The sequence below is a fragment of the Micromonospora haikouensis genome, assembly GCF_900091595.1.
Lineage (GTDB): Bacteria > Actinomycetota > Actinomycetes > Mycobacteriales > Micromonosporaceae > Micromonospora > Micromonospora haikouensis.
This window is the reverse complement of the sequence record NZ_FMCW01000001.1, coordinates 47,446-68,735: the sequence shown is the minus strand read 5'-3', so window position 1 is coordinate 68,735 and position 21,290 is coordinate 47,446. Positions and strand designations below refer to the sequence as shown.

Genomic DNA, 21,290 nt, shown 5'->3' with positions numbered 1-21,290 from the left:
ATGACGTTCGCCCCGCACCGGGTCGCGGTGCTCGCCGTGGACGGGGTGGTCGGCCTCGACCTCGGCACCCCGGCCCAGGTCCTCGGCGCGGCCCGCACCCCCGACGGCGACCGCTTCTACGCGGTAGGCACCTGCACGGCAGGCGGCCAGCCGGTCCGCAGCACCGCCGGCTTCCAGGTGCTGCCCGACCACGGGCTGGAGCTGGTCGCCGCCGCCGACACGGTGGTCGTGCCCGGGGTGCACGGCGGCGGGCCGATGACCGACGGCACGGTGGACCCGGCCGTGGCGGCGGCGCTGCGCGACGCCCACGCCCGGGGCGCCCGGGTCATGTCGATCTGCACGGGCGCGTTCGTGCTCGCCGCCGCCGGCCTGCTCGACGGCCGGCGGGCCACCACCCACTGGGCGTACGCGGGGCTGTTCCGCCGGCTGCACCCCACGATCGAGCTGGACCCGGAGGTGCTCTTCATCGACTCCGGCGACGTGCTCACCTCCGCCGGGGTCGCCGCCGGCATCGACCTCTGCCTGCACGTCGTGCGCACCGACCACGGCAGCGACGTGGCGAACCGGGCGGCCCGGCGCTGCGTGGTGCCGCCGTGGCGAGACGGCGGGCAGGCCCAGTACATCGAGCGCCCGGTGCCCCGCGACCCGGCCAACGGCACCGCCGCCACCCGCGAGTGGGCCCGGCAGCGGCTGCACGAGCCGGTGGCCCTGCGCGACCTGGCCGCACACGCCCGGATGAGCGTGCGCACCTTCACCCGGCACTTCCGCTCGGAGACCGGGCTCAGCCCGGCCCAGTGGCTGCTGCAGCAGCGCACCGACCACGCCCGGCTGCTGCTGGAGACGACGGACCTCAGCGTCGAGCAGGTGGCCCACCGGTCCGGCTTCGGCACCGCCACCGCACTGCGCCAACGCCTGCACGGCCGGGTCGGCGTCTCCCCGTCGGCATACCGCAGGGCCTTCCGGACCCGCGCCTGACCCAGCTCGGTGACACGGCGTAACTCCTTGACCGCCGCGTACGCCCGCCCGGCCGAGCTGACGCTGCGTCACCCTCCTTCCACCTCGCCCCACCGATCCCCTTCCCTTTGCTCTGCACCCACCCACGCAGCACCGCCGTTGAACTGGCCAGATACCCAAGGCGCGAGCCTTCGGGTGGGGGCGAGGCGATTGCGCAGCGTAAGTGTTGCGTATGCGGGTGCAGAGCAAAGGGAGGCGCACGGTTGTGTGGCCCCGGCGGCTGCGGTTGCAGCGTGTCACCTGCCGGTTGGTGGGGTGGCGCGTGCCGAAGGCGATTCGGCTCGGTGCTCGGGCGCGGCTCCCGGCCCAGCCGCGCCTGCCAGAGCTGCCGGGCCTCCGGGCCGCCGCCGTCGTCGCCGTTGCCGTCGCCGTCGCCGTCGCCGGGTCAGGCGCGGTGGGCGTGGAGCTGCGGGCGCAGGGCCCGGAGCTGGGCGAGGTGCTTCGGCAGGTGGACCCGGGCGTGCAGGTCGAGGGTGCGGGCCCAGGGCAGGGTCTCGTCGACCCGCAGGTCGACGTCCTCGTGCAGCCTGGTCTCGACCGGCGTCTGCGCCGCCGGGCCCAGCCGGTCGACCAACGCGCAGAGCCGCCGGCTGGTCTCCCGCAGCCGGTCGGCCAGCCCGCCCAGCGCAGCCGACCCACTCAGCGCAGCCGACCCGCCCGCCGCCGGCCATCCACCGCCCGCACCCGGGTCGGCGTACTCGGCGACGAGGGCGTCGAGTTGCGGGCGGTGGATGGCGTCCAGGTCGTAGTACGCGAACGGGGAGCCGGCGAGCACCGCCTCGGTCGCCTCGCTCATCAGCTCGTCGTTGGCCACCAGGTGCGCCACGATCTGCTCGGCGCTCAGCTCCCCGTCGCTGGGCGGCTCGAACCCGCCGGCCGCCACCTCGGCGAGAACCTCGTCGTACGCCCGCCGCAGAGCCTCGCTGTCCACCGTCCCAGTCAACCCCGGTGCCGGCCCGGCCGGGCAGCGCTACCGCACCGGGGTCACCCGGACGGGACCGGGTCACCGGCGCAGCCGGGCCGGCGGGCGCTCAGCGGCGGCCCCGGCGGGCGCGCAGGTAGTCGCTGACCACGTACTCGCCGAGGTCGCCGAGGTCGGGGGTGAACATCCGGCCCCGGGACCGGCGGGCCACCGCGTCGACGAAGCGGCGCAGGCCGGGATCCTCGCCGAGCATGAACAGGTTGAGCGTCGCGCCGGCCCGGGTCAGCCGGTCCACCTCCCGGATCGTCGCCGCGATCGTCTCCTCCAGTGGCGGCCAGTGGAAGTACGCCTGGCCGTCGTCCGGGTCGAGGTGGGCGGTGGGCTCGCCGTCGGTGACCACCAGGACCACCGGCTCCGCGCCCGGGTGCCGGCGCAGGTGCCGCCCCGCCAGGCGCAACGCGTGCTGGAGGTTGGTGCCCTGCTGCAGGTCCGGCTCGACGGCCGCCAGCTCCGCCTGGGTCAGCGGCGCGGCCTGCCGGCCGAACCCGATGATCTGCAGCGCGTCCTGCGGGAAGCGGGTCGCCATCAGGTGGGACAGGGCCAGGGCCGTCTGCTTCATCGGCCCCCACCGCCCCTGCGAGATCATCGAGTACGACAGGTCCACGCACAGCGCCACCGCCGCCGACGCCCGGCGCTCCGTCTCCGCCACCTCGAAGTCCTCGGCGGCGAGCTGGACCGGCACCGACGGCCCCGCCCGACGGACCGCCCGGTGCAGGGTGCGCACCACGTCGATCGGCTGCTCGTCGCCGTACTCCCACTGCCGCGACGCCCCGCTGACCTCGCCGGCCGCGCCCGCCGTACGCAGGTCGTGCTGGCCACGCGGCCCGGCCGTCAGGTCGGCGAAGACCTGGCGCAGCGCGGTCCCGGCGAGCCGGCGCAGCGCCTTCGGGCTGAGCGTCAGCCCGTCGGCGTCCCGGGTCACCCAGCCCTGCCGGCGCAGCTCCCGCTCCAGCTCCCGCAGCCGGCGCACGTCGTCGGCCGCGTCGCGGCCCAGCGTCCGGGCCACCGCCTCGACGTCCACGTCGTCCAGGGTCGCGCCAGGATGCTCCTGGTCCAGGGCGTCGAGCAGCTCGTCCAGCTCGGCGATCTCGGCGAGCGCCCCGGTCGCCTCGCCGTAGCCGAGCGGCTGCTCGCCGCGGACCCGCTCGCCGCCGCCCCGGTGCAGGTCGGGGCGCAACGCCCGCAGGTTCGCGTCGAGCGCGGCCAGCTCGCCGGCCAGCCGCTCGCCGAGGGACTCGCGCATCAGCCCGGCCAGCTCCTCGCGCTGCCGGTCCGACAGCGACCGCATCAGCCGTTCCCCGGCCGCCGCCCGCCGGGCCAGCACGTCGACCAGCTCGTCGACGTCCCTCGGCTGCTCCGGGAAGAACTCGCCGTGGCGGCGCATGAACTCGGCGAACGCGTCGGTGGTGTCCTCCGACCGGGCGTGCCGGGCCAGCAGCTCGTTGAGGTCGCGCATCATCTCCGCGAGCTGCCGCTGGACCTGCGGGTCGCCGGCGGCCCGCGCCGCGTCGCGCAGGCCGGCGAAGCGCTGCTCCAGCACGTCGCCGCGCAGCCCGTCGAGGATCCGCTGGTACGCCTGCCGGGCCTCCTCGCTGGCCCACTCGTAGCCCGCCAGCTCCCGCACGGCGCGGGCGGTCGACCGGGGCAGGTTGCCCAGCACCGCCTCGGCGAAGCGGGCCGCCTCGTCGTCGCGCCCGCGCAGCTCGTCCCGCTCGGCGGCGAGGGCCTGGTCGAGCAGCGCCCGGGCGCGGGTCACCGCCCCGTCGAGGTCGCCCCGGCGCAGCGCCTCGCGGCGCAGCCGCCGGGCCCGGGCGGCGAGGTCGTCGAGGCCGCCGCGCCACTGCGGGCCGCGCCGCAGCAGGTCGCGCAGCGCCTCGCGGAGATTGCCGCCGGCCAGCACCTCCGCGCCGACCGAGTCGACGGCGGCCCGCACGTCGTACGGCGGGGCGAGCGGGTCGGGGCCGCCGCGCCACTGGCCGTACCGGAACCGGTTGCCGGCCACCTCAGCCCCGGCCGCCGTAGACGGTGCGCCCGGATTCGGTGACGTCCTTGCCCAGCCGGCGAGTCAGGTGCAGCCCCTCCAGCACGAACTCGACGCCGGCCGCCGCCTGCTCGGGCGTCGGCGCGTCGCCCAGCCCGAGCCGGTCGAGGGCCTTGGCCAACCCCGGCACGGTGCCGACCTGGCGCAGCAGATCGGCCGAGGCGACCAGTTCGCCGGTCTCCACGACCCGGCCGTCGTCCACCAGCGCGGTGAAGCCGGACAGGTCCAGCCCGGCGAGCCGGGCCCGGAACGTGTCGGCGGTCGCGGTACGCAGCAGGTGGGCGAGGATCTCGACCTCCCGCCCGTCCTCGCCGCTCTCGAACTCGACCTTGCCGCGCAGCGTGGAGGTCACCGACACCGCGTCGCCGACCCGCGCGACGGGCGTCTCCTCGCGTACCCCGTCGGTGGTGGCGTCGGCCGCGAGCAGGCCGGAGCGGCGCAGCGCGGCGGCGGCGACGGTCTCGGCGGCGGCGATCGCAAACCGGGCCGAGACGCCGGAGCGCTGGTCGACCGACGGGGAGTCGCGCACCGCGCGGGCGAACCGGGCCAGCACCTCCAGCACGTGCTCCGGCACGTCGGCGACCAGGTCGGCCTCCTGCCGGATCAGGGCCAGCTCCAGCTCCAGGCCGAGCGGGTAGTGGGTGTGGATCTCCGCGCCGAAGCGGTCCTTGAGCGGGGTGATGATCCGGCCCCGGTTGGTGTAGTCCTCCGGGTTGGCGCTGGCCACCAGGAGCAGGTCCAGCGGCAGCCGCAGCTGGTAGCCGCGCACCTGGATGTCGCGCTCCTCCAGCACGTTGAGCAGCGCCACCTGGATGCGCTCGGCGAGGTCGGGCAGCTCGTTGACGGCGAAGATGCCCCGGTTGGTGCGCGGCACCAGCCCGAAGTGGATGGTCTCCGGGTCGCCGAGGGTGCGCCCCTGGGCGATCCGGATCGGGTCGACGTCGCCGATCAGGTCGCCGACGCTGGTGTCGGGGGTGGCCAGCTTCTCGCCGTACCGCATGCTGCGGTGCAGCCAGTTCACCGGCAGGTCGTCGCCGGCCTCGGCGGCCAGGGCGCGGGACGCGGGGGTGAGCGGGTGCATCGGGTGCTCGTTGAGCACCGAGCCGGCGATGACCGGGGTCCACTCGTCGAGCAGCGCCACCAGGGAGCGGATCAGCCGGGTCTTGCCCTGGCCGCGCTCGCCGAGCAGCACCATGTCATGGCCGGCGAGCAGCGCCCGCTCGACCTCGGGCAGCACCGTGTCGTCGTAGCCGACGATGCCGGGGAAGCGGTCCCCGCCGGCGCGCAGCCGGGCGAGGAGGTTGTCGCGGAGTTCCTGCTTGACCGTGCGGTAGTGGTGCCCGGCGGCCCGCAGCGCGCCGAGGGTGGCGGGCAGGTCGGCGGGCGGGACCGGGAGAACCTGGTTGGGCTCAGTCACCCGACCCACGCTAGCGCGGCCGTGTTGCAAGGAAGGGCCCCCTGTTAACGCATTCTGTAGAGGAAGGGCCCCTTCCTAACCGCCGTGAACGGCGGGACCGGCGCGACGAGACGGATCACCGATTGACAAATTGATTGGCGCACATCGATGGTTGGAGCGCTCCCAACCACACCACTCGCCGCTCCCGTCCCGGAGGCCGCCATGAACCGTCCGCGTCCCAGATTCCGTCCCGGCCTGCTGGTGCTGGCCGGCGCGCTGCTGCTCGCGCCCGTCGCCCCGAGCCTCGCCTCGGCGGCCACCGCCGCCGAGGCGGCGGGAGCAGCCGGTGCCGCCGCCCCGCCCGCAGTGGTGCCGGCCTGGACGCCGGCTCCCCCGACGCCGAGCACGACGCCGATGAACCCGACGCCGACGCCGACCACAGGCCCGCCGTACCCGACCGACTACCCGACCCCCACCCCCACGCCGACGACCGCGCTCCGCTGCTCGGCGACGTGGCGGCTGGTCAGCGACTGGCCGGGGGCCTTCCACGCCGAGGTGACGGTGCGCAACACCGGCACCTCGCCGATGGCCCGCTGGGCGGTGCGCCTGACGCTCCCCGAGGGCCAGGGCGTAAGCGACATCTGGAGCGCCACGCTCGCTTCGACCATCGACGGCGTGGTCACCATCGGCAACGCCGAGTGGAACGGCCGGATCGCCCCGGGGGCCAGCACCGCCTTCGGGATGATCGGCACGGGCCCCGCCACCGCACCCACCCTGAGCTGTATCGCCGTCTGACGGCCGCACGATGGCCGGGGCAGCGCCGACGAGCTGCCGCTGTCCCGGCCACCGGCCCGGCGATAGGGTCGGAACCGTGACCTACCTTGCCTCGGACGAGCGCTACCAGACGATGACCTACCGGCGCAGCGGGCGCAGCGGGCTGCGGCTGCCGGCCGTATCGCTCGGGCTGTGGCACAACTTCGGGCCGGACCGGCCGTACGAGCGGCAGCGGGACATCGTCCGGCGCGCCTTCGACCTCGGCATCACCCACTTCGACCTGGCCAACAACTACGGCCCCCCGCCCGGATCGGCGGAGGAGAACTTCGGCCGGATGCTCGCCACGGACCTGAGGCCCTACCGGGACGAGCTGGTGATCTCCAGCAAGGCCGGATACGACATGTGGCCCGGCCCGTACGGCGAGTGGGGCTCCCGCAAGTACCTGATCGCCTCGCTGGACCAGTCGCTGCGCCGGATGGGGCTGGACTACGTCGACATCTTCTACTCGCACCGGTTCGACCCGGACACCCCGCTGGAGGAGACGATGGGCGCGCTGGACGCGATCGTCCGCTCCGGCAAGGCCCTCTACGTCGGCATCTCCAACTACGACTCGGAGAAGACCGAGCGGGCCGCCGCGATCCTGCGGGACCTCGGCACGCCGCTGCTGATCAACCAGCCGTCGTACTCGATGCTCGACCGCTGGACCGAGCGCGACGGCCTGCTGGACACGCTGGAGCGGGTGGGGGCCGGCTGCATCGCGTTCAGCCCGCTCGCCCAGGGGCTGCTCACCGACCGTTACCTGGGCGGCATCCCCGAGGACTCCCGGGTGCGCACGAGCGTCTTCCTCAACGAGAGCGACCTCGACGAGCAGAGGATGGCCACCATCCGGGCGCTCGGCGGGGTGGCGGCGCGGCGCGGGCAGTCCCTGGCCCAGCTCGCGCTCGCCTGGGCGCTGCGCGACCCGCGCATGACCAGCCTGATCATCGGCGCGAGCAGCGTCGCCCAACTGGAGGCGAACGTCGCCGCCCTGGACAACCTGGACTTCACCGCCGAGGAGCTGGCCGAGATCGACGGCCACCTCGGCTGAGCGTCACCACCCGAGAGGGTGGGGTGCGGTCGGAAATGGGAGATCTTGGAAGCAAAGGGCCCCTCTGGGGGCCGAATTCTTCCAAGATTCACCCTGGTCGCCGCTCGTCGGCGCGCTCGCGGGTCCCGGGAACCACCTGCCCTTCTGCCGCACCTGGACAAGAAGCCAGGGCTGGAGGAGGGGTGGCTCAGGGTGCGGGCAGGAGCTGATTCGTCAGCTCGCCGGGCCAGCCTTCACCCCGGCGACAAAGCTCGCCCAGGAGCGGCTGTCGAAGGCGAGCGTCGGGCCGGTGCGGTCCTTGGTGTCGCGGACGTCGACCGCGCCGCCGACGAACCGCACCTCCACGCAGTTGGCGTTGTTGGAGCTACGAGAGGACTTGAACCAGCCCTCCCCGGAGTTGTACGACGGACTCACGTCATCTCCTTGGCGATCTGGCGGATCAGGTCAATCGAGTCTTCGGAGCGTAACGCGCGCTCCCACGCTTCCTCGAAGGTCACCTGGTAGTCGTTTACCCGCATGGATTGATCGATGATGTCGATGGAGGTCAACACCTCCTGCCAGACCAGGTCAGGCAGCCTTGGCGACGGGAACGACAGGATCTGGAAGGAGCCGCCCAGCGCAGGATGCGCCCCGGCGGCGAAGGGCAGCACCCGGATGTCGATCTGTCCAGGCCGCTCGGCCGCCATCTCGACCAGGTGCTCAAGCTGTGCCCTCATCACAGCCGGGCCGCCCACCTGCTGGCGTAACGCGCCCTCGCCGAGCAACGCCGCTACTCGGATGGGGTGCTCGGTGTGGAGTCGTGCCTGCCTGGCCATCCGGGCTGCTACCCGCCGCTGCACCTCGGTGAGCCGAATGGTGGTGGTCCCGCCCCCGATGACCGCTCGGGCGTACCCCTCGGTCTGCAACAGGCCGGGCACCAACTCGCTGTCGTAGAAGCGGATCTTCTCGGCCCCGGCCTCGTAGCCGAGGAAGCGGATGAACTCGGCCGGAAAGAGCTGGGAATACTCGTGCCACCAACCGCGCCGGCTCGCGCCGATGCGCAGCTCCTCCAGCTCTGCCGCCTCCTCCGGCTCCAGCTCGTAGACATCGATGATTCGGGCCAGCCGGGCAGCGGGGAGTTTCACCCTGCCCGCTTCCACTCCCGAGACATACGTCTGGATGATGCCGATGGCGCGACCGGCTGCCGCTGCGGTCAAGCCGATCTCCTCGCGGCGCTGACGCAGCCGCAGTCCCAGTTCCCAGGCTTGCACGACCGGCGACGGCTCCACACGGGCCGACGATCCGCGCGGTCCCGGCGCACTCGATGACGTGATGGGCATTGCCTCCACCTCTCCTCGAAGAACACCCTAAGTATTCCTATCACCACTCTTGATAGCAAGAAGGATCTAGTGCAACCTCACCTATGGCCCCTAAGCACGAACGAGTAAGAGGAGGATGCATGTTGAACGAGGTCAGGTGGATTGGTCTGGAGCCGGAGGTGCGGCACGCGTTCTCGCTCTGCCGGGTGCGCGAAGCGGGCACCCCCGACGAGTGGTACGACCTGCTCGGGGTCGTCCGGGTGCCTGTCGACCGGCAGGTGCCGGACAAGCTGCGCGACGGGCTGCTGCCCTGGGCGCTGGCCACCCTGGCGGCCGGTGGATACGGCTTCGGCCGCTACCACGCCGGCTACTCCACCCTGGACGAGGACGGCGAGCCGGACAAGGCCCTCGCCAGCGAGGACATCAACTGGTCCGGCAGCGGCATCCTGATCCCCGCCGATCAGCCGCCGGGCTCATGATCCGCTCCATCGTGACGGCCGACAGCCTGGCCTTGACCCCTGACATCGGTCGGACATATGTTCGACCGATGATCCCCGTCGGAAATTCCCACCAGCGGCAACGGCCGGGAGGTCCGGGCCAGGAGGGCAGGCCGGGGCCTACGATCGTCCGCATGGACACGGCGATGACCGAGCGGGCTGCACTCGTAGCCCTACTTCGCCGCCCCCGCGTGAACTGGTCGGAGACGGCCCTGGACATCCAGGACAACGGCAGCGCCAAGGCCGTCCTGGACCGCACGGTCGGCCACTCCGACACGCTCTTTCCGGACGATTCGACCACCGACCTGATCGACGCCGCCGCCACCGAGATCGTTGGCTGGCAGGCGGACGGGATCGGCGTCCACGCCTTCTTCGACGCCACCTACCCGGCCCAACTGCTCGGCATCCGGGAGATGCCGCCGCTCCTGTTCAGTCGAGGTGACCTGCGCCTTCATGACCGGGCGGTGGCCGTCGTCGGCAGCCGCAGAGCAAGCGCGGACGGGCTACGGATCGCCCGTGCCGTCGCCACCACCCTCGCCGGGCGCGGGGTGACCGTGGTCAGTGGGCTCGCCAGCGGCATCGACACCGCCGCTCACTCCGCCGCGCTGGAGGCAGGGGGGCGCACCGTCGCCGTCATCGGCACCGGCATCCGTCGGTACTATCCGCCGGACAATCGGCGCCTACAGGACCACATCGCCGACGTCGGGCTGCTGATCTCCCAGTTCTGGCCCGATGCCCCGCCCAGTCGGCAGAGCTTCCCCATGCGCAACGCCGTAATGAGCGGATACGCGGTCGCGACCGTCGTCGTCGAGGCGGGCGAGACCAGCGGAGCACGGATCCAGGCCCGGCTCGCCCTCCAGCACGGCCGCCCCGTCGTCCTGACCAGTCAGGTCATGCGGTGCGACTGGGCCAGGGCGTTCGCCGAGAACCCCGGGGTCTACGTCGTCCACGGCACCGCGCAACTGCTGGAAGCCGTCGACGACATCCTCAGCTATCAGCCCACCGAAGCCGGCTTGGAGAACTTCCCTGACTTCGCCCTCCGCTGACCAGCGCTGGAGCACCATTCACCGGTACGTCGAAGTCCAGCGCGGTTACCTGCGCAACCCGCTGCCGGCGTACCCCTGGATCTGTCCCACATGCCGCGGGGTGCGCAGCGAGGGTTACGCGCTCTGCTTCCGCTGCCAGTCCCACCTGAGCCGCTCGACCGGCGCCCTCGCGGACCTCGTGCTACCGATCTCCTACTCGCCACGCACCTGGCAACACCATTACAACCTCAGGACGTACAAGGGCACGGCCCGTTCCGAGCAGGCTCGACGAAGCCTGCTCGCCGTCCTGCTGCTCTTCCTGCGCGACCATCTTGGCTGTGTGGCGACCCGCACCGGCGCACCGCCAACTCATGTGATCACCGTCCCCAGCACCCGCCGCCCTGGCGTGCACCCACTCACCGACCTCGTCGGCAGCCGGCTCCATCTGCCCTGGATCGACAGCACGGTCAACCCGAGCTACGGGCCGGACGACCACGACTTCCACGCCGACTGGTTCGCCCCGGCCCTCCCCTCGTCCTCCTCGCCGATCCACGCACTGATCCTTGAGGACACCTGGACGACCGGCGCCCGCGTGCAGTCGCTGGCCTACGCCCTGAAGGTAACGGGTGTCACCACCGTCGCCGCGATCGTTCTCGGCCGGCACGTGGATCCGACATACGCGCCGGCAAGGCGGCTGATGGATGCCATCGCCGAGCCCGTCTTCGACCCCATTCGATGCGCAACGGAGACCGGCTGAGGCGGCTCACCAGACCCGGCGGCGGCCCGCGCGGTGGTTGCGTACCCCGCAGGGGCGGCCGGGTGGCGGGGTGGCGGGCCGGCGCAGGCGTACGACCAGGGCGGCCAGCAGCACGACCAGCGCGACCGCCACACCCGCCGCGACCGGCCACCCGCCCGGGCCGAGCCGGCTCACCGACGACACCGGCACCCCGGGCGCGCCCCCGACGGTCTCGCCCAGCGTGCCCGCGTCGGCGGCCAGCACCTCGGGCGCGTCGGCCGGCCCCGACTCCCCCGCGGAGGCGGCGGCGGTGGTCGCCGGCTTCTCCGCCGCCGCGCCACCGCGAGGGGCCGCAGCTTCGCGGTAGATGACGTCGGAGCAGGAGTAGTACGTGTCCTGGGTGTCGGAGTTCTGCCAGATCGTGTAGATGAGGTGCCGCCCGGCACGGCCCGCCGGCAGCCGGCCCGTCATCGTGTACGCCCCGTCGCGGATCGGCGGGTCGGTCGCCGTGAGGAACGGCTCGGCCTCCAGGTCGACCCAGGTCAGCCGGCGCTTCGGGTCGTAGTCGTCGACGGTCGAGTAGAGCCGGAACGTGCCCCGGTGCGGGATCGTCGTGCGGTAGCGGAAGGTGAACTTCGCGCCCGCCGTCAGCTCGGTCGCCGGCCAGTCGGAGCGTGCCAGGTCCAGCCCCTGGTAGGCGGACAGCCCGCCGCTGCACAGCTCCCCGTCGGGGATGCGCTGCCGGTCCCGCCCGTCGATGCGGGCCACCCGGATGTTGTCCCACTCGCGGACCGCCGCGCCGGCCGACACGGCCGCCCGGCAGGCGGGGGTCGCGGCGTGGGGGCCGCCGGGCCGGCACGCGGCGGCGCGGCTCAGCGGGTCGGTGGGGGCCCCGTGGGCGTACGCCGGGGGCGCGGCGAGCGCCACGGTCGCGGCGGCGACCGCGGCGGCGGCGAACGTGCGGCGTACGGCCATGGTGTCGACCTCCCGCGCAGTGGTACGGACGCGGGGCGGCAAAGGTTCGACGGGCGCTGCCCCTACCTGCCGGTGCCCGCCGCGCGGAACGGCTGGGCCTGCCAGGCGGCCGGGTCCTCGGGGTGGCGGGGCGGGTGGGCGCAGAGGACGTACGAGTCGGGGGCGGTCGCGCCGTGCCGGCCGCCGAGCGTCGCCATGATCGCCCGGTGCACGTCGCGCGGGCCCGTGCGCGGGTCGGCCGGGGCGGCGTACCCGACGAGCGACCGGGCGCCGACGGGCCCGTCCCGCAGCACGACCCTGGCGGTCGGGTCACCGGTCGCCTCCCGGAGCACCCGCTCGCTGAGGGCGAGGTCGATCCAGGCGGAGTCGATCTCCACCCAGGTGTCACCGCGCTCGACCCGGTCGAGCCCGACGAGGTCGCCGAACCGGCCGTAGTCGATGTCCCCCTCGGCGGCGGTCAGCAGGATCCGCTCCATCGACCACAGCAGCTCCGCCGCCTCGTCGGTGGTGACGTGCCGTACGTCGTGGGTGAGGCCGACCACGACGGTGGGCCGGGTACGCAGGATGACGAGCTGCACCGGGCCGGTGGTCTGCGTCTCCAGGCCGCTTTCCACCTCGGTGCCCCGCACCGGCACCCCGGCCCGCCCGTCGAAGACGCCGCCCCGGGAGGTGCTCATGTCGTTGATCACGAGGTCGCGGTGCCGTTGGCAGCCCCGCTGGGAGCCGATCGACTGGACCAGCTCCTCCACGGCGGTCGCGTCGAAGTAGGCGTACTGGTAGGCGTTGAAGATGTTGAGGTGCGTCTGCCGCAGGGTCTCGTGGAACGAGGGGGCCGGCGCGAACGGGACCAGCGCGCTCTGCGCGATGCTGCCGACGAAGTCTTGCATGCGGGGCAGCGCCCGGTTGCTGTAGAGGGCCTCCAGCATCGCCCGGTCGGTGTCGGTCCACCAGCACAGCAGCGTCGCCGTGGTGGTGACGAGGACGCTGGCCGGGGTGACCCTGGCCCGCTTGGCGATCTCGGCGAGGGCCGCGGCGACGGGGGTGGAGCGCAGCGTCGCGAGCCGGTGCTCCGGCGGCCCCTGGCGGCGGGCCGGGGTGGAGACGAGGCACGGCGGCAGGGTGTGCAGTTGCCTGCGCCAGTAGTCGAGCGTCCTCGCCATCCGCCGGCGGGCCTCGGGGGTCCGCTCGTATTCGGCCTGGTCGGCGGGCTGCCAGACCGGCGGGTCGGCTCGATGCTGGTCAGCGTGGCCGCCCGCCGTGCGGTCGGCGGGCGAGGCGACGAGGCCGACGAACTCGTCCAGCACGATGTTCGCCCCCACCAGGTCCGCGACGGTGTGGGAGAACTCGAAGACGGCCCGCACCGGCACCCCGGCGTCGGTGGTGACCGCCATCCGGACGGGGAAGTCGGCGGCGTGGTCGAACGGGCGGGGCGGATCGGTGATCCAGGTGCGGTCGCGCGCCCGCGGCCCGAGTTCGAGCAGCGTCACCTCGACGTGGCCGGACCGGGACACCACCTGGGCCCGCTCGACGCCGGGACCCACCTCGTAGACCGTCCGCAGCCCCTCGTGGCGGGACACCAGCGCGCCGGCCGCGTCGAGCACGTCGTCGACGGTGCGACCGGCGGGCAGGTCGGCGTGGACGACGAACACCGCGCCGGTGCCCTCGTGCGGCATCCAGTCGAAGACGTTGCTCTGCCCGTGGGGCATCGGCCAGCGGCCCGCGCGGTGCCCCGCGAAGGGCACCCGCACCGTCCGGTGGAGGGTCGGGGTCTCGGCCGCGGTCACGGGGCCACCTCCAGCTCGGTCTGGTCGGTCTTCTCCTCGGCGGGCGCGGGCGTCGGCTTCGGGCGGGTCAGCAGCCGCAGCCCGGACAGCAGGATCACCAGCGACAGGACGGCCAGCAGGACGCGGTAGTCCACGACGCCGATGAGGACGGCGGCCACCCCGATGCACGCCGTCTGCGGGACCGTCACCAGCATGCCCGCCGTGGTGAAGACCCGGCCCAGCAGCCGCGAGGGGGTGTGCCGCTGCAGCAGCGTGTTCCAGCCGATCGAGAACCAGGTGACCGCGAGCCCGATCCCGATCGCCCCGCCCAGCACGACGGGGGTCGCGCCGACGGCCAGTGCCGCGCAGCCGAGCCCCAGGCCGACCAGCGCCCCGCCGATGGCCCGGGCCTCGCCGGCGCGGCGCAGCAGCCACGCGCCGGTGAACCCGGCGGCGATGGAGCCGATGCCCTGGACGCTGACGATCACCCCGAAGAACGCCGCCGGCCGGTGCAGCCCGTCCTCGACCACCACGAAGATGATCGGCTCCAGGAAGCCCACCGCCCCGAACGCGACGGCGCTGACCAGGGTGACCTGGGACAGCAGCGGGACCGACCGGATGTGCCGCAGGCCGGCGAGCAGCTCCGTGCCGAACCGTTCGCCCGTGGGTTCCGGCGGCGACTCGGCGACGCGTACGGACGCGAGCGCGGTGATGGCGGCGAGGAAGGTCAGCGCGTCGATCAGCGCCAGCAGGTGGCCGCCGAACGCGGCGTAGATGCCGGAGCCGACCAGCGGCGCGAGGATGCGGGTGAACCCGAACAGCGTGCCGAACGCCGCATTGGCCGACGGCAGGTCACGGTCGGGCAGCAGGTCCTTGAGCAGGGCGTTGCGCCCCGCCGTGAGCACCGTGGCGACGCAGCCGTGCACGATGGCGACGGCGTAGATGATCCAGGTGTCCTCGGCGCTGCGCACCCCGAGCAGCGCCAGCACCACCAGCCCGGCGATGCCGTTGGTGGCCATCAGCAGCGTCTTGCGGCGTACCCGGTCGATCTGCCGCCCGGCCAGCGGGGCGAACAGCACCGGCAGGCCCATGGCCAGGAAGACCACCCCGGCGGCCGAGTTGCTGCCGGTGAGGTCCTTGACCCAGATGCCGAGGGCCAGCAGCAGCGCGGTGTCGCCGAAGCCCGACAGTGCGTCGCCGATGTACAGCCGCCGAAACCGGCCGTCCCTGAACGCGGTCACTCAACTCAGCGCCTCTCGGTGGTTGGCGGGCGGCCGACGGGTTCCAGCCGCACCTGAAGGTGGCGATAGCCGTGGACCAGGTTGGAGCGCAGCGGCACCGGCTCCCCGAGCACGGCCACCGCCCCCGCGAACTCGGCCAGGGCGAGCAGCAGCGCCCGCAGTTCCAGCCGGGCCAGCGCCGCGCCCAGGCAGTGGTGCGAGCCGTACCCGAAGCCCAGGTGGTTGGCGGTGCGGCCGGGGCGGAACTCGTCGGGGGCGTCGAAGTGGCGGGGGTCCCGGTTGGCCGCCGGCAGCCACGCCACGACCGCGTCGCCGGTCGACACCCGCTGGCCGGGCAGGTCGACGTCGTCGGTGGCGACCCGCAGCACGTGCATCGCGGGCGACGTCCACCGGATGACCTCCTCGACGACCGGCCCGACGAGGCCCGGGTCGGCCCGCAGACCGGCGAGGGTGCCCGGGGACGTGGCGAGCGCGTGGAAGCAGCCGGCGATCGCGTGGCGGGTCGTCTCGTTGCCGCCGACGAGGACGTTGTCGCAGTTGAGGAGCACCTCACGCAGGTCGAACCGGCTGTCGGCGGCCAGCGCGCTGATCAGGTCGTCGCCCGGGCTGCGCCGCCGGTCGGCCACCAGGTCGGCGAGGTAGAGGATCATCTCCGAGTGGGCCGCCTCCGGCGACATCCGGTCGAAGGTGTCGTCCGCGCCGCCGAACGCGTGGTTGGTCAGCTCGATGAGCATGTCGCGGTCGTCCGCCGGCACGCCGAGGATCCGGCAGACGACGCTCGCCGGGATCACCGGCCCGAGCGAGGCGGCGACGTCGACGCCGCCGGCCGAGACGGCGTCGGCGACGAGCCGGCGCACCTCCTGCCGGACGACGTCGTCGAGGGACTCGGCCATCGCCCGGGACAGGAACGGCATGATCACGCTGCGCAGCCGGCCGTGCTGGGGTCCGTCGGCGACCACGAGCATCCCGCCGCCCGCCTTGTCGGGGTGGTCGCGGTCGAAGCCGATCATCATCCCGTACTCGGAGGTGAACGGCGCCTTCGGCGCGAGGATCGCCCGGCACGCGGCCAGCGAGAACACCGACCAGAAGCCGCCCGGCGACGTGCCGGCCTCGCTCCACAGCACGGCGTCGGCGGCGGCGTGGTCGCGCCAGCGGGCGAACCGGTCGGGGTCGAGGTAGAGGTCAGGGTCGCCCAGGTCCATCGCCGTGCCCCCTCCGCTCGGTCCCGGCCAGGCCGGCGATCTCCCGGGCCAGGTCGGCGAAGGCGGGCCGGCGGAACACGGTGACGATCCGCAGGTCCACGCCGAAGCGCCGGTGCACCGCGCCGACCAGGTGCAGGGCCTTGATGGAGGTGCCACCCAGGGCGAAGAAGTGGCTGTCGGCGGCGACGTCGGCGACCCCCAGCAGGTCCCGCCAGATGTCGGCGAGGCCGGCGGCGACCGGGTCGACCGACGCCACCCCGGCGGGTGTCGGGGCAGGGTCCGGGGCGGGGGCAGCGGCGCGGCCCAGTTCCGCCAGCAGCGCCGGCCGGTCCACCTTGCCGTTGTTCGTCGTCGGCAGCCGCCGCACCCGGTGGCACCGCGCCGGCACCATGTACGCCGGCAGGTTGGCCCGCAGGAACTCCCGCACCTCGCCGGGGTCGGCCGGGCCGGTCAGCACGGCGACCAGCTCCACGGCGTCGGCGCCGGCGACCGCCAGCACCGCGCCCTCGCCCACCCCGGGGCAGTCGCCGAGGACCCGCTCCACCTCGCCCAGCTCGACCCGGAACCCGCTGACCTTGACCTGGTCGTCGCGGCGGCCGAGGAACACGACGCCGCCGTCGGGCAGCAGCCGCACCAGGTCGCCGGTGCGGTAGAGCCGCGCCCCGGGCTCGACGGCGTACGGGTCGGCGACGAACGCGGCGCCGGTGCGCCCCGGGTCGCCCACGTAGCCGTCGGCCAGCCCCTGGCCGCCGACGTACAGCTCGCCGGTGCCGCCGGGCGCGACGGGGGCCAGCCGGTCGTCGAGGACCCGCAGGTACGTGCCGTCGATGGCCCCGCCGATCGGCAGGACGCCCCGGTCCAGGTCGGCGGCGGTCACCTCGTGGGCGGCGGAGAAGGTGGTGTTCTCCGTCGGCCCGTACGCGTTGACGAGGTGCTGGGGCGCGCCGGCGGCCAGCATCCGCCGCACCGGCTCCAGCGCGTACTGGTCGCCGCCGATGAGCAGCACCCGCAGCCCGGCGAACGCGTCGGGCACGTGCGCGACGATGGCGTTGAGCAGGGCGTTCGTGGTGAACATGACGCTGACGCCGGTGTCGGCGAGGAACCGCCCCATCCGGTGCGGCGACAGGGCCACGTCGCGGGGCACCACCGCCAGCGTCGCGCCCGCGCACAGCGCGCCCCAGACCTCCAGGGTGGCCGCGTCGAAGGCGGTGTTCGACAGGTGCGCGACGACGTCCTCCGGGTGCAGGCTCAGGAAGTTGGAGCGCGGCACCAGCCGCAGGATCGCCTCGTGCGGGACTACCACGCCCTTCGGCGTCCCGGTGGAGCCGGAGGTGTACATGACGTACGCGGGATGCCGGACGGTCACCGGCACCGGCGGCGGGGCGGGCCGGTCGGCGGCCCCGGCCAGCGCGGCGGCCAGGTCGACGGTCGGCACCCCGGTCGGCACGTGCTCCTGCGCGCCGGGCTGGCACAGGGCGAGCCGCACGCCGCTGTCACGCAGGATCGTCCGGCTGCGGGCGGGCGGCTGGGCGACGTCGACGGGCACGTACGCCGCCCCGGCGCGCAGCACGGCCAGGAATGCGGTGACCGCGTCCGCGCCCCGCTCGGCGGCCACGGCGACCCGCTCCCCCGGCCGTACACCCGCCTCGACCAGGTGCCCCGCGAGCCCGGCGGCGGCGGCGTCCAGCTCGCCGTAGCGCAGGCTCTTTCCGCCGTGCCGGACGGCGACCGCCTCCGGGTAGGCGCGCGCCCGCTGCGCCACCAGCTCGTGCACCGGCCGGTCGGCGGGCTGGCGGGTGTGCCCGCCGGGGACCCGGCCGACGGGCCGGGACGGGGCCGACGCGGCCGACGGGGCCGACGCGACCGGCGCGGGCGGGGTCTCCGGGATGGACAGCGTCGCCGCGACGGGGGCGTCCGGGGCCGCGCTGAGCCGGGCGAGGTCGGCCAGCAGCCGGCCGTGCAGCTCCTCGGCCCGGCCCCGGGTGAACAGGTCGGCGGCGGCCTCCAGCGCCGACGTCGCCGCCGTCGCGCCGGTGGTGACCGTCCACAGCAGCTCGTACTTGGCGGTGCCGGTCGACAGCACGTCGCGGGCGGCGGTGGCCCCGGCCGGGGCCCAGTGCCAGGCGCGGTCGTCGACGTGCGAGATGCTGACCTGGGTCAGCGGGTGCCCGGCGGCACCGGCTGCGGCGGTCGCGTCGGCCACCAGCTCCTGCAAGGGCGTCCACTGGTAGGCCAGCGCCGCGCTGACCTGCCCGCGCACCTGCGTGACGAGCTGCCGGAACGTGGTGTCGGGCCCGACGCGCACCCGGACCGGCAGGACGTTGACGAACATGCCGACGGTGTCCTCGTCGTCGGCCGTCCGCCCGCCCAGCGGCGCGCCGACCACGACCTCCGGCGCATGCGCCGCGCCCCCGGGCGCGGCGACCCGGGCGAGGAACGCCGCGTACGCGGCGAGCAGCACCATGAACTCCGACGCCGCGCAGGCCGCCGCGAGTTCGGTGAGGCGGGCCACCAGCGCCGCGTCGACGGGCGCGGTCACCACCTCGCCGGCCGGGCCCACCACGTCGGGACGCGGCCGGTCGGCCGGCAGCGCCATCTGGCCGCCCAGCCCGGCGAGCTGCCCCCGCCAGTGGGCGCGCGCCGCCGCCGCGTCGGGGCGTCCGGCCAGGCCCCGGCGGCGCAGCGGCGGCAGGTCCCGGACCAGGCCGACGCGGTCGCCGTACGACTGCTGGAGCTGGCGGTCGAGCAGGTCCAGCGAGTGCTGGTCGGCGATCAGGTGGTGCAGGGTGAGCAGCAGGACCGCGCGGTCCCCGGGCTCGGTGACGAGGCAGGCCCGCGCCAGGGGCGGCACGTCGGTGGGCACCGGCCGGCGGGCCTCCTCCGCGACGTACCGGCGGGCCTCGGCGGCGGCCCGCGCGGGCTCCTCCCCGGACAGGTCCACGACCGTCCACGGCAGCGCGGCGGCCGACCGGACCAGCCGCCGGCCGTCCGGCGTGAAGCAGGTGCGCAGCGCCTCGTGCCGGTCCACCAGGTCCTGCAGCGCGGCGCGCAGCGCCTCGGCGTCGACGTCGCCGGCGAACCGGTAGCGCACCGGGACGCAGTACAGCGGCGAGCCCGGGTGCAGCCGGTCGGAGAACAGCAGCCGCTCCTCGGTGGGCGACATCGGGGTCTCGCGGGCCGACGGCGCGTGCCGGGCGAGGTGCGCGGCCACGTCGACGGGCCGCCGGCAGGTGAACAGCAGGTCCAGGTCGACGGCGATGCCGGTGCGCCGGCGCAGTTCGAGGGCCACCTCGACGGCCTGGAGGGACTGCCCGCCGAGGTCGAAGAAGTCGGCGTACGGGTCGATCCGGTCCCGCCGCAGCACCTGCCCGAAGGCGGCGTGCACGATCTCGGCGTACGGCGCGGCGTCGGCCGTCGCCGGCTCGTTGTCGATGCTCACGCGGCGCTCCCCGCGTCGTGACCCGCGTCGGCACCGGTGCCGGCACCCGCCCCGGCACCCGTGCCGGTGCGCCGGACCAGGTGGTCGCCGAGGACGAGCGCGTCCAGGGTGGACCGGGCGAACGTGGCGACCGCCTCGGCGGGGGTGCGGACGATCGGCTGGCCCCGCAGGTTGAACGACGTGTTGACCAGCACCGGCAGCCCCGTCCGGCGGCCCATCTCGCGCAGCAGCCCCCAGAACAGCGGCGCGGACTCGCGCTGCACCACCTGCACCCGGGCGGACCCGTCGACGTGGGTGACGGCGGGCAGCCGGTCCCGGTAGGGCTCCCGCACGCCGGTGACCATCAGCATGTGCCGGAACGCCGCCTGCGTCCCCGGCGGGATGTCGAAGTAGGTGGCGGCGTCCTCCACGGGCACCGCCGGGGCGAACGGGCGGAACTCCTCGCGCTGCTTGACCACGGTGTTGAGGTGGGCGCGCATCGTCGGCGAGCGCGGGTCGGCGAGGATGCTGCGGTTGCCCAGGGCGCGCGGGCCGAACTCCATCCGGCCCTGGCACAGCGCCACCGTGGCACCGCCCTCGATCAGCGCCACGGTCTCGCGGACCAGGTCCTCCTCGGCGTGCCGCGCGACGGCGAAGCCGGGGCCGAGGTCGCGCAGCGCCGCCGCGACGTCGGCGTCGGCGAGGTCGTCCCCCCAGTACGGCATGTCCATGCCGGCCGGCGCCGCCGGCCGCGCCTCGCGCAGCGCGGCCAGGGCCGCGCCCAGGGCGGTGCCGTCGTCACCGGCGGCCGGCTGCACGAACACCTCGTCGAAGAGGCCGCTGCGCAGGATCACCCCGTTGGCGGAGCAGTTGAGCGCGACGCCACCGGCCAGGCAGAGCCGGCGCAACCCGGTGCGGCGGCGGTACTCGGTGAGCACGTGCAGCAGCGTCCGTTCCAGCGCGTCCTGGAGGGCGGCGGCCACGTCCATGTGGTGCTGCGCCAGCTCGACGTCGGGCTCGCGCGCCGGGCCGAGCTTCTCCTCAAGCCGGCGCAGCACGCCCTGGTGCGTCTCGCGTTCCATCGGGGACTTGTTGGCCGACAGCAGCGGCACGGCGAACCGGCCGTCGGCGTCGAGCCGGACGAACTCGTCGAGCGGGCCGCGGTAGCGCTGCCGGTCCCCGTACGGGGCCAGGCCCATCACCTTGTATTCGTCCATGCCGGGCTGGAAGCCCAGGTAGTGCGTGAAGACGCTGTAGAGGATGCCCAGCGAACTCATGATCGGGTAGCTGCCGCACTGGTCGAGCGACGCGCCCCGGCCCTCGAACACGGTCAGCGACTCCTGCTCGCCCATGCCGTCGGCCACGACCACCAGCGCCTCGTCGAAGCCGCTGAGGTAGTAGCTGCTGGCGGCGTGGGCCACGTGGTGGCGCACGTGGACGAAGCGGGGTTCGGCGACGGCGGGCGGGTAGTGGGCGCGGAAGGTGTCCCGCTGGACGCGCTGGGCGTACACCTCCTCGTACCACCGGGTGGCGAGGTGGTCGAGCCGCCAGACGGGGGACGGCTCGTACCGGAAGCCGTGGGCGACGACCTCGACGTCGCGCATCGTCGCCCCGGCCGCCCGCAGGCAGGCGTCGATCGCGTCGTGGGGGAAGCGGCCGGTGCCCTTGTCGCCGTCGTAGCGTTCCTGCGCGGCGGCGGCGATCACCCCGGTCTCGTCGACCAGGGCCGCCGCGGAGTCCAGGCCCTGGACGATCCGTTGTTCCCGCCGCCACCCGTCGCCGAGTATCGCGCGCTTGAGCGCCGTGCCGCGGTCGAGGCCGCTGAATCCCAGCGTCAGCAT

The 21,290-nt window shown here is 74.3% G+C and carries 17 protein-coding genes; 6 read left to right on the top strand and 11 right to left on the bottom strand.

The window, feature by feature from the left end:
* The gene (locus GA0070558_RS00190) at nt 1-975 is read left to right on the top strand and encodes a GlxA family transcriptional regulator (RefSeq protein WP_256091644.1); all 975 of its coding nucleotides are present in this window, start codon (nt 1-3) and stop codon (nt 973-975) included.
* Between the two features lie 424 nt (nt 976-1,399).
* On the opposite strand, the gene GA0070558_RS00185 is transcribed toward GA0070558_RS00190, so the two are convergent.
* From GA0070558_RS00185 to GA0070558_RS00175, 3 genes are all read right to left on the bottom strand, one after another.
* Nucleotides 1,400-1,945, bottom strand: a complete 546-nt coding sequence (locus GA0070558_RS00185; protein WP_091274148.1) for a hypothetical protein — start codon at nt 1,943-1,945, stop codon at nt 1,400-1,402.
* A 100-nt stretch (nt 1,946-2,045) separates the two neighbouring features.
* Complete coding sequence (locus GA0070558_RS00180) at nt 2,046-3,998, bottom strand: VWA domain-containing protein (protein ID WP_091274145.1); 1,953 nt, start codon at nt 3,996-3,998, stop codon at nt 2,046-2,048.
* 1 nt (nt 3,999) lies between these two features.
* On the bottom strand, nt 4,000-5,463 hold the full coding sequence (locus GA0070558_RS00175; protein ID WP_176734038.1) for a magnesium chelatase ATPase subunit I: 1,464 nt from the start codon (nt 5,461-5,463) through the stop codon (nt 4,000-4,002).
* A gap of 192 nt (nt 5,464-5,655) precedes the next feature.
* Between GA0070558_RS00175 and GA0070558_RS00170 the strand changes: the two genes are divergently transcribed.
* The gene (locus GA0070558_RS00170) at nt 5,656-6,228 is read left to right on the top strand and encodes a cellulose binding domain-containing protein (RefSeq protein ID WP_141722145.1); all 573 of its coding nucleotides are present in this window, start codon (nt 5,656-5,658) and stop codon (nt 6,226-6,228) included.
* Nucleotides 6,229-6,304: 76 nt separating this feature from the next.
* A complete protein-coding gene (gene mgrA / locus GA0070558_RS00165) occupies nt 6,305-7,294 on the top strand; it encodes an L-glyceraldehyde 3-phosphate reductase (protein ID WP_091274133.1) in 990 nt (329 codons plus the stop codon).
* A 213-nt stretch (nt 7,295-7,507) separates the two neighbouring features.
* Here the strand turns inward: mgrA and GA0070558_RS00160 are convergent, their stop codons facing one another.
* The gene (locus tag GA0070558_RS00160; RefSeq protein WP_091274129.1) at nt 7,508-7,708 is read right to left on the bottom strand and encodes a DUF397 domain-containing protein; all 201 of its coding nucleotides are present in this window, start codon (nt 7,706-7,708) and stop codon (nt 7,508-7,510) included.
* Complete coding sequence (locus GA0070558_RS00155) at nt 7,705-8,613, bottom strand: helix-turn-helix domain-containing protein (RefSeq protein ID WP_091274714.1); 909 nt, start codon at nt 8,611-8,613, stop codon at nt 7,705-7,707. Before GA0070558_RS00155 ends, GA0070558_RS00160 begins: the two co-directional genes overlap by 4 nt.
* A 119-nt stretch (nt 8,614-8,732) precedes the next feature.
* Here GA0070558_RS00155 and GA0070558_RS00150 point away from each other — a divergent pair, with 119 nt between their 5' ends.
* From GA0070558_RS00150 to GA0070558_RS00140, 3 genes are all read left to right on the top strand, one after another.
* Complete coding sequence (locus tag GA0070558_RS00150) at nt 8,733-9,071, top strand: hypothetical protein (RefSeq protein ID WP_091274123.1); 339 nt, start codon at nt 8,733-8,735, stop codon at nt 9,069-9,071.
* 152 nt (nt 9,072-9,223) lie between these two features.
* Nucleotides 9,224-10,135 (top strand): DNA-processing protein DprA, encoded by a 912-nt coding sequence (locus tag GA0070558_RS00145; protein ID WP_091274711.1) that lies wholly within the window; start codon nt 9,224-9,226, stop codon nt 10,133-10,135.
* Nucleotides 10,136-10,235: 100 nt separating this feature from the next.
* Nucleotides 10,236-10,871 (top strand): hypothetical protein, encoded by a 636-nt coding sequence (locus tag GA0070558_RS00140; RefSeq protein ID WP_091274119.1) that lies wholly within the window; start codon nt 10,236-10,238, stop codon nt 10,869-10,871.
* Nucleotides 10,872-10,877: 6 nt separating this feature from the next.
* Here GA0070558_RS00140 and GA0070558_RS00135 read toward each other — a convergent pair whose 3' ends face one another.
* The 6 genes from GA0070558_RS00135 to GA0070558_RS00110 form a co-directional block, all read right to left on the bottom strand.
* Nucleotides 10,878-11,825, bottom strand: a complete 948-nt coding sequence (locus GA0070558_RS00135) for a lytic polysaccharide monooxygenase auxiliary activity family 9 protein (RefSeq protein WP_091274116.1) — start codon at nt 11,823-11,825, stop codon at nt 10,878-10,880.
* A gap of 62 nt (nt 11,826-11,887) precedes the next feature.
* On the bottom strand, nt 11,888-13,609 hold the full coding sequence (locus GA0070558_RS00130; protein WP_091274112.1) for a condensation domain-containing protein: 1,722 nt from the start codon (nt 13,607-13,609) through the stop codon (nt 11,888-11,890).
* The gene (locus GA0070558_RS00125) at nt 13,606-14,829 is read right to left on the bottom strand and encodes an MFS transporter (protein WP_091274109.1); all 1,224 of its coding nucleotides are present in this window, start codon (nt 14,827-14,829) and stop codon (nt 13,606-13,608) included. Before GA0070558_RS00125 ends, GA0070558_RS00130 begins: the two co-directional genes overlap by 4 nt.
* A 5-nt stretch (nt 14,830-14,834) precedes the next feature.
* Entirely contained in the window at nt 14,835-16,031 is a 1,197-nt protein-coding gene (locus GA0070558_RS00120) for a cytochrome P450 (protein WP_091274106.1), read from the bottom strand.
* The gene (locus GA0070558_RS00115; protein ID WP_091274103.1) at nt 16,012-19,470 is read right to left on the bottom strand and encodes a non-ribosomal peptide synthetase; all 3,459 of its coding nucleotides are present in this window, start codon (nt 19,468-19,470) and stop codon (nt 16,012-16,014) included. Before GA0070558_RS00115 ends, GA0070558_RS00120 begins: the two co-directional genes overlap by 20 nt.
* Nucleotides 19,467-21,290 (bottom strand): carbamoyltransferase family protein, encoded by a 1,824-nt coding sequence (locus GA0070558_RS00110; protein ID WP_091274101.1) that lies wholly within the window; start codon nt 21,288-21,290, stop codon nt 19,467-19,469. The genes GA0070558_RS00115 and GA0070558_RS00110 overlap by 4 nt, the downstream gene beginning before the upstream one ends.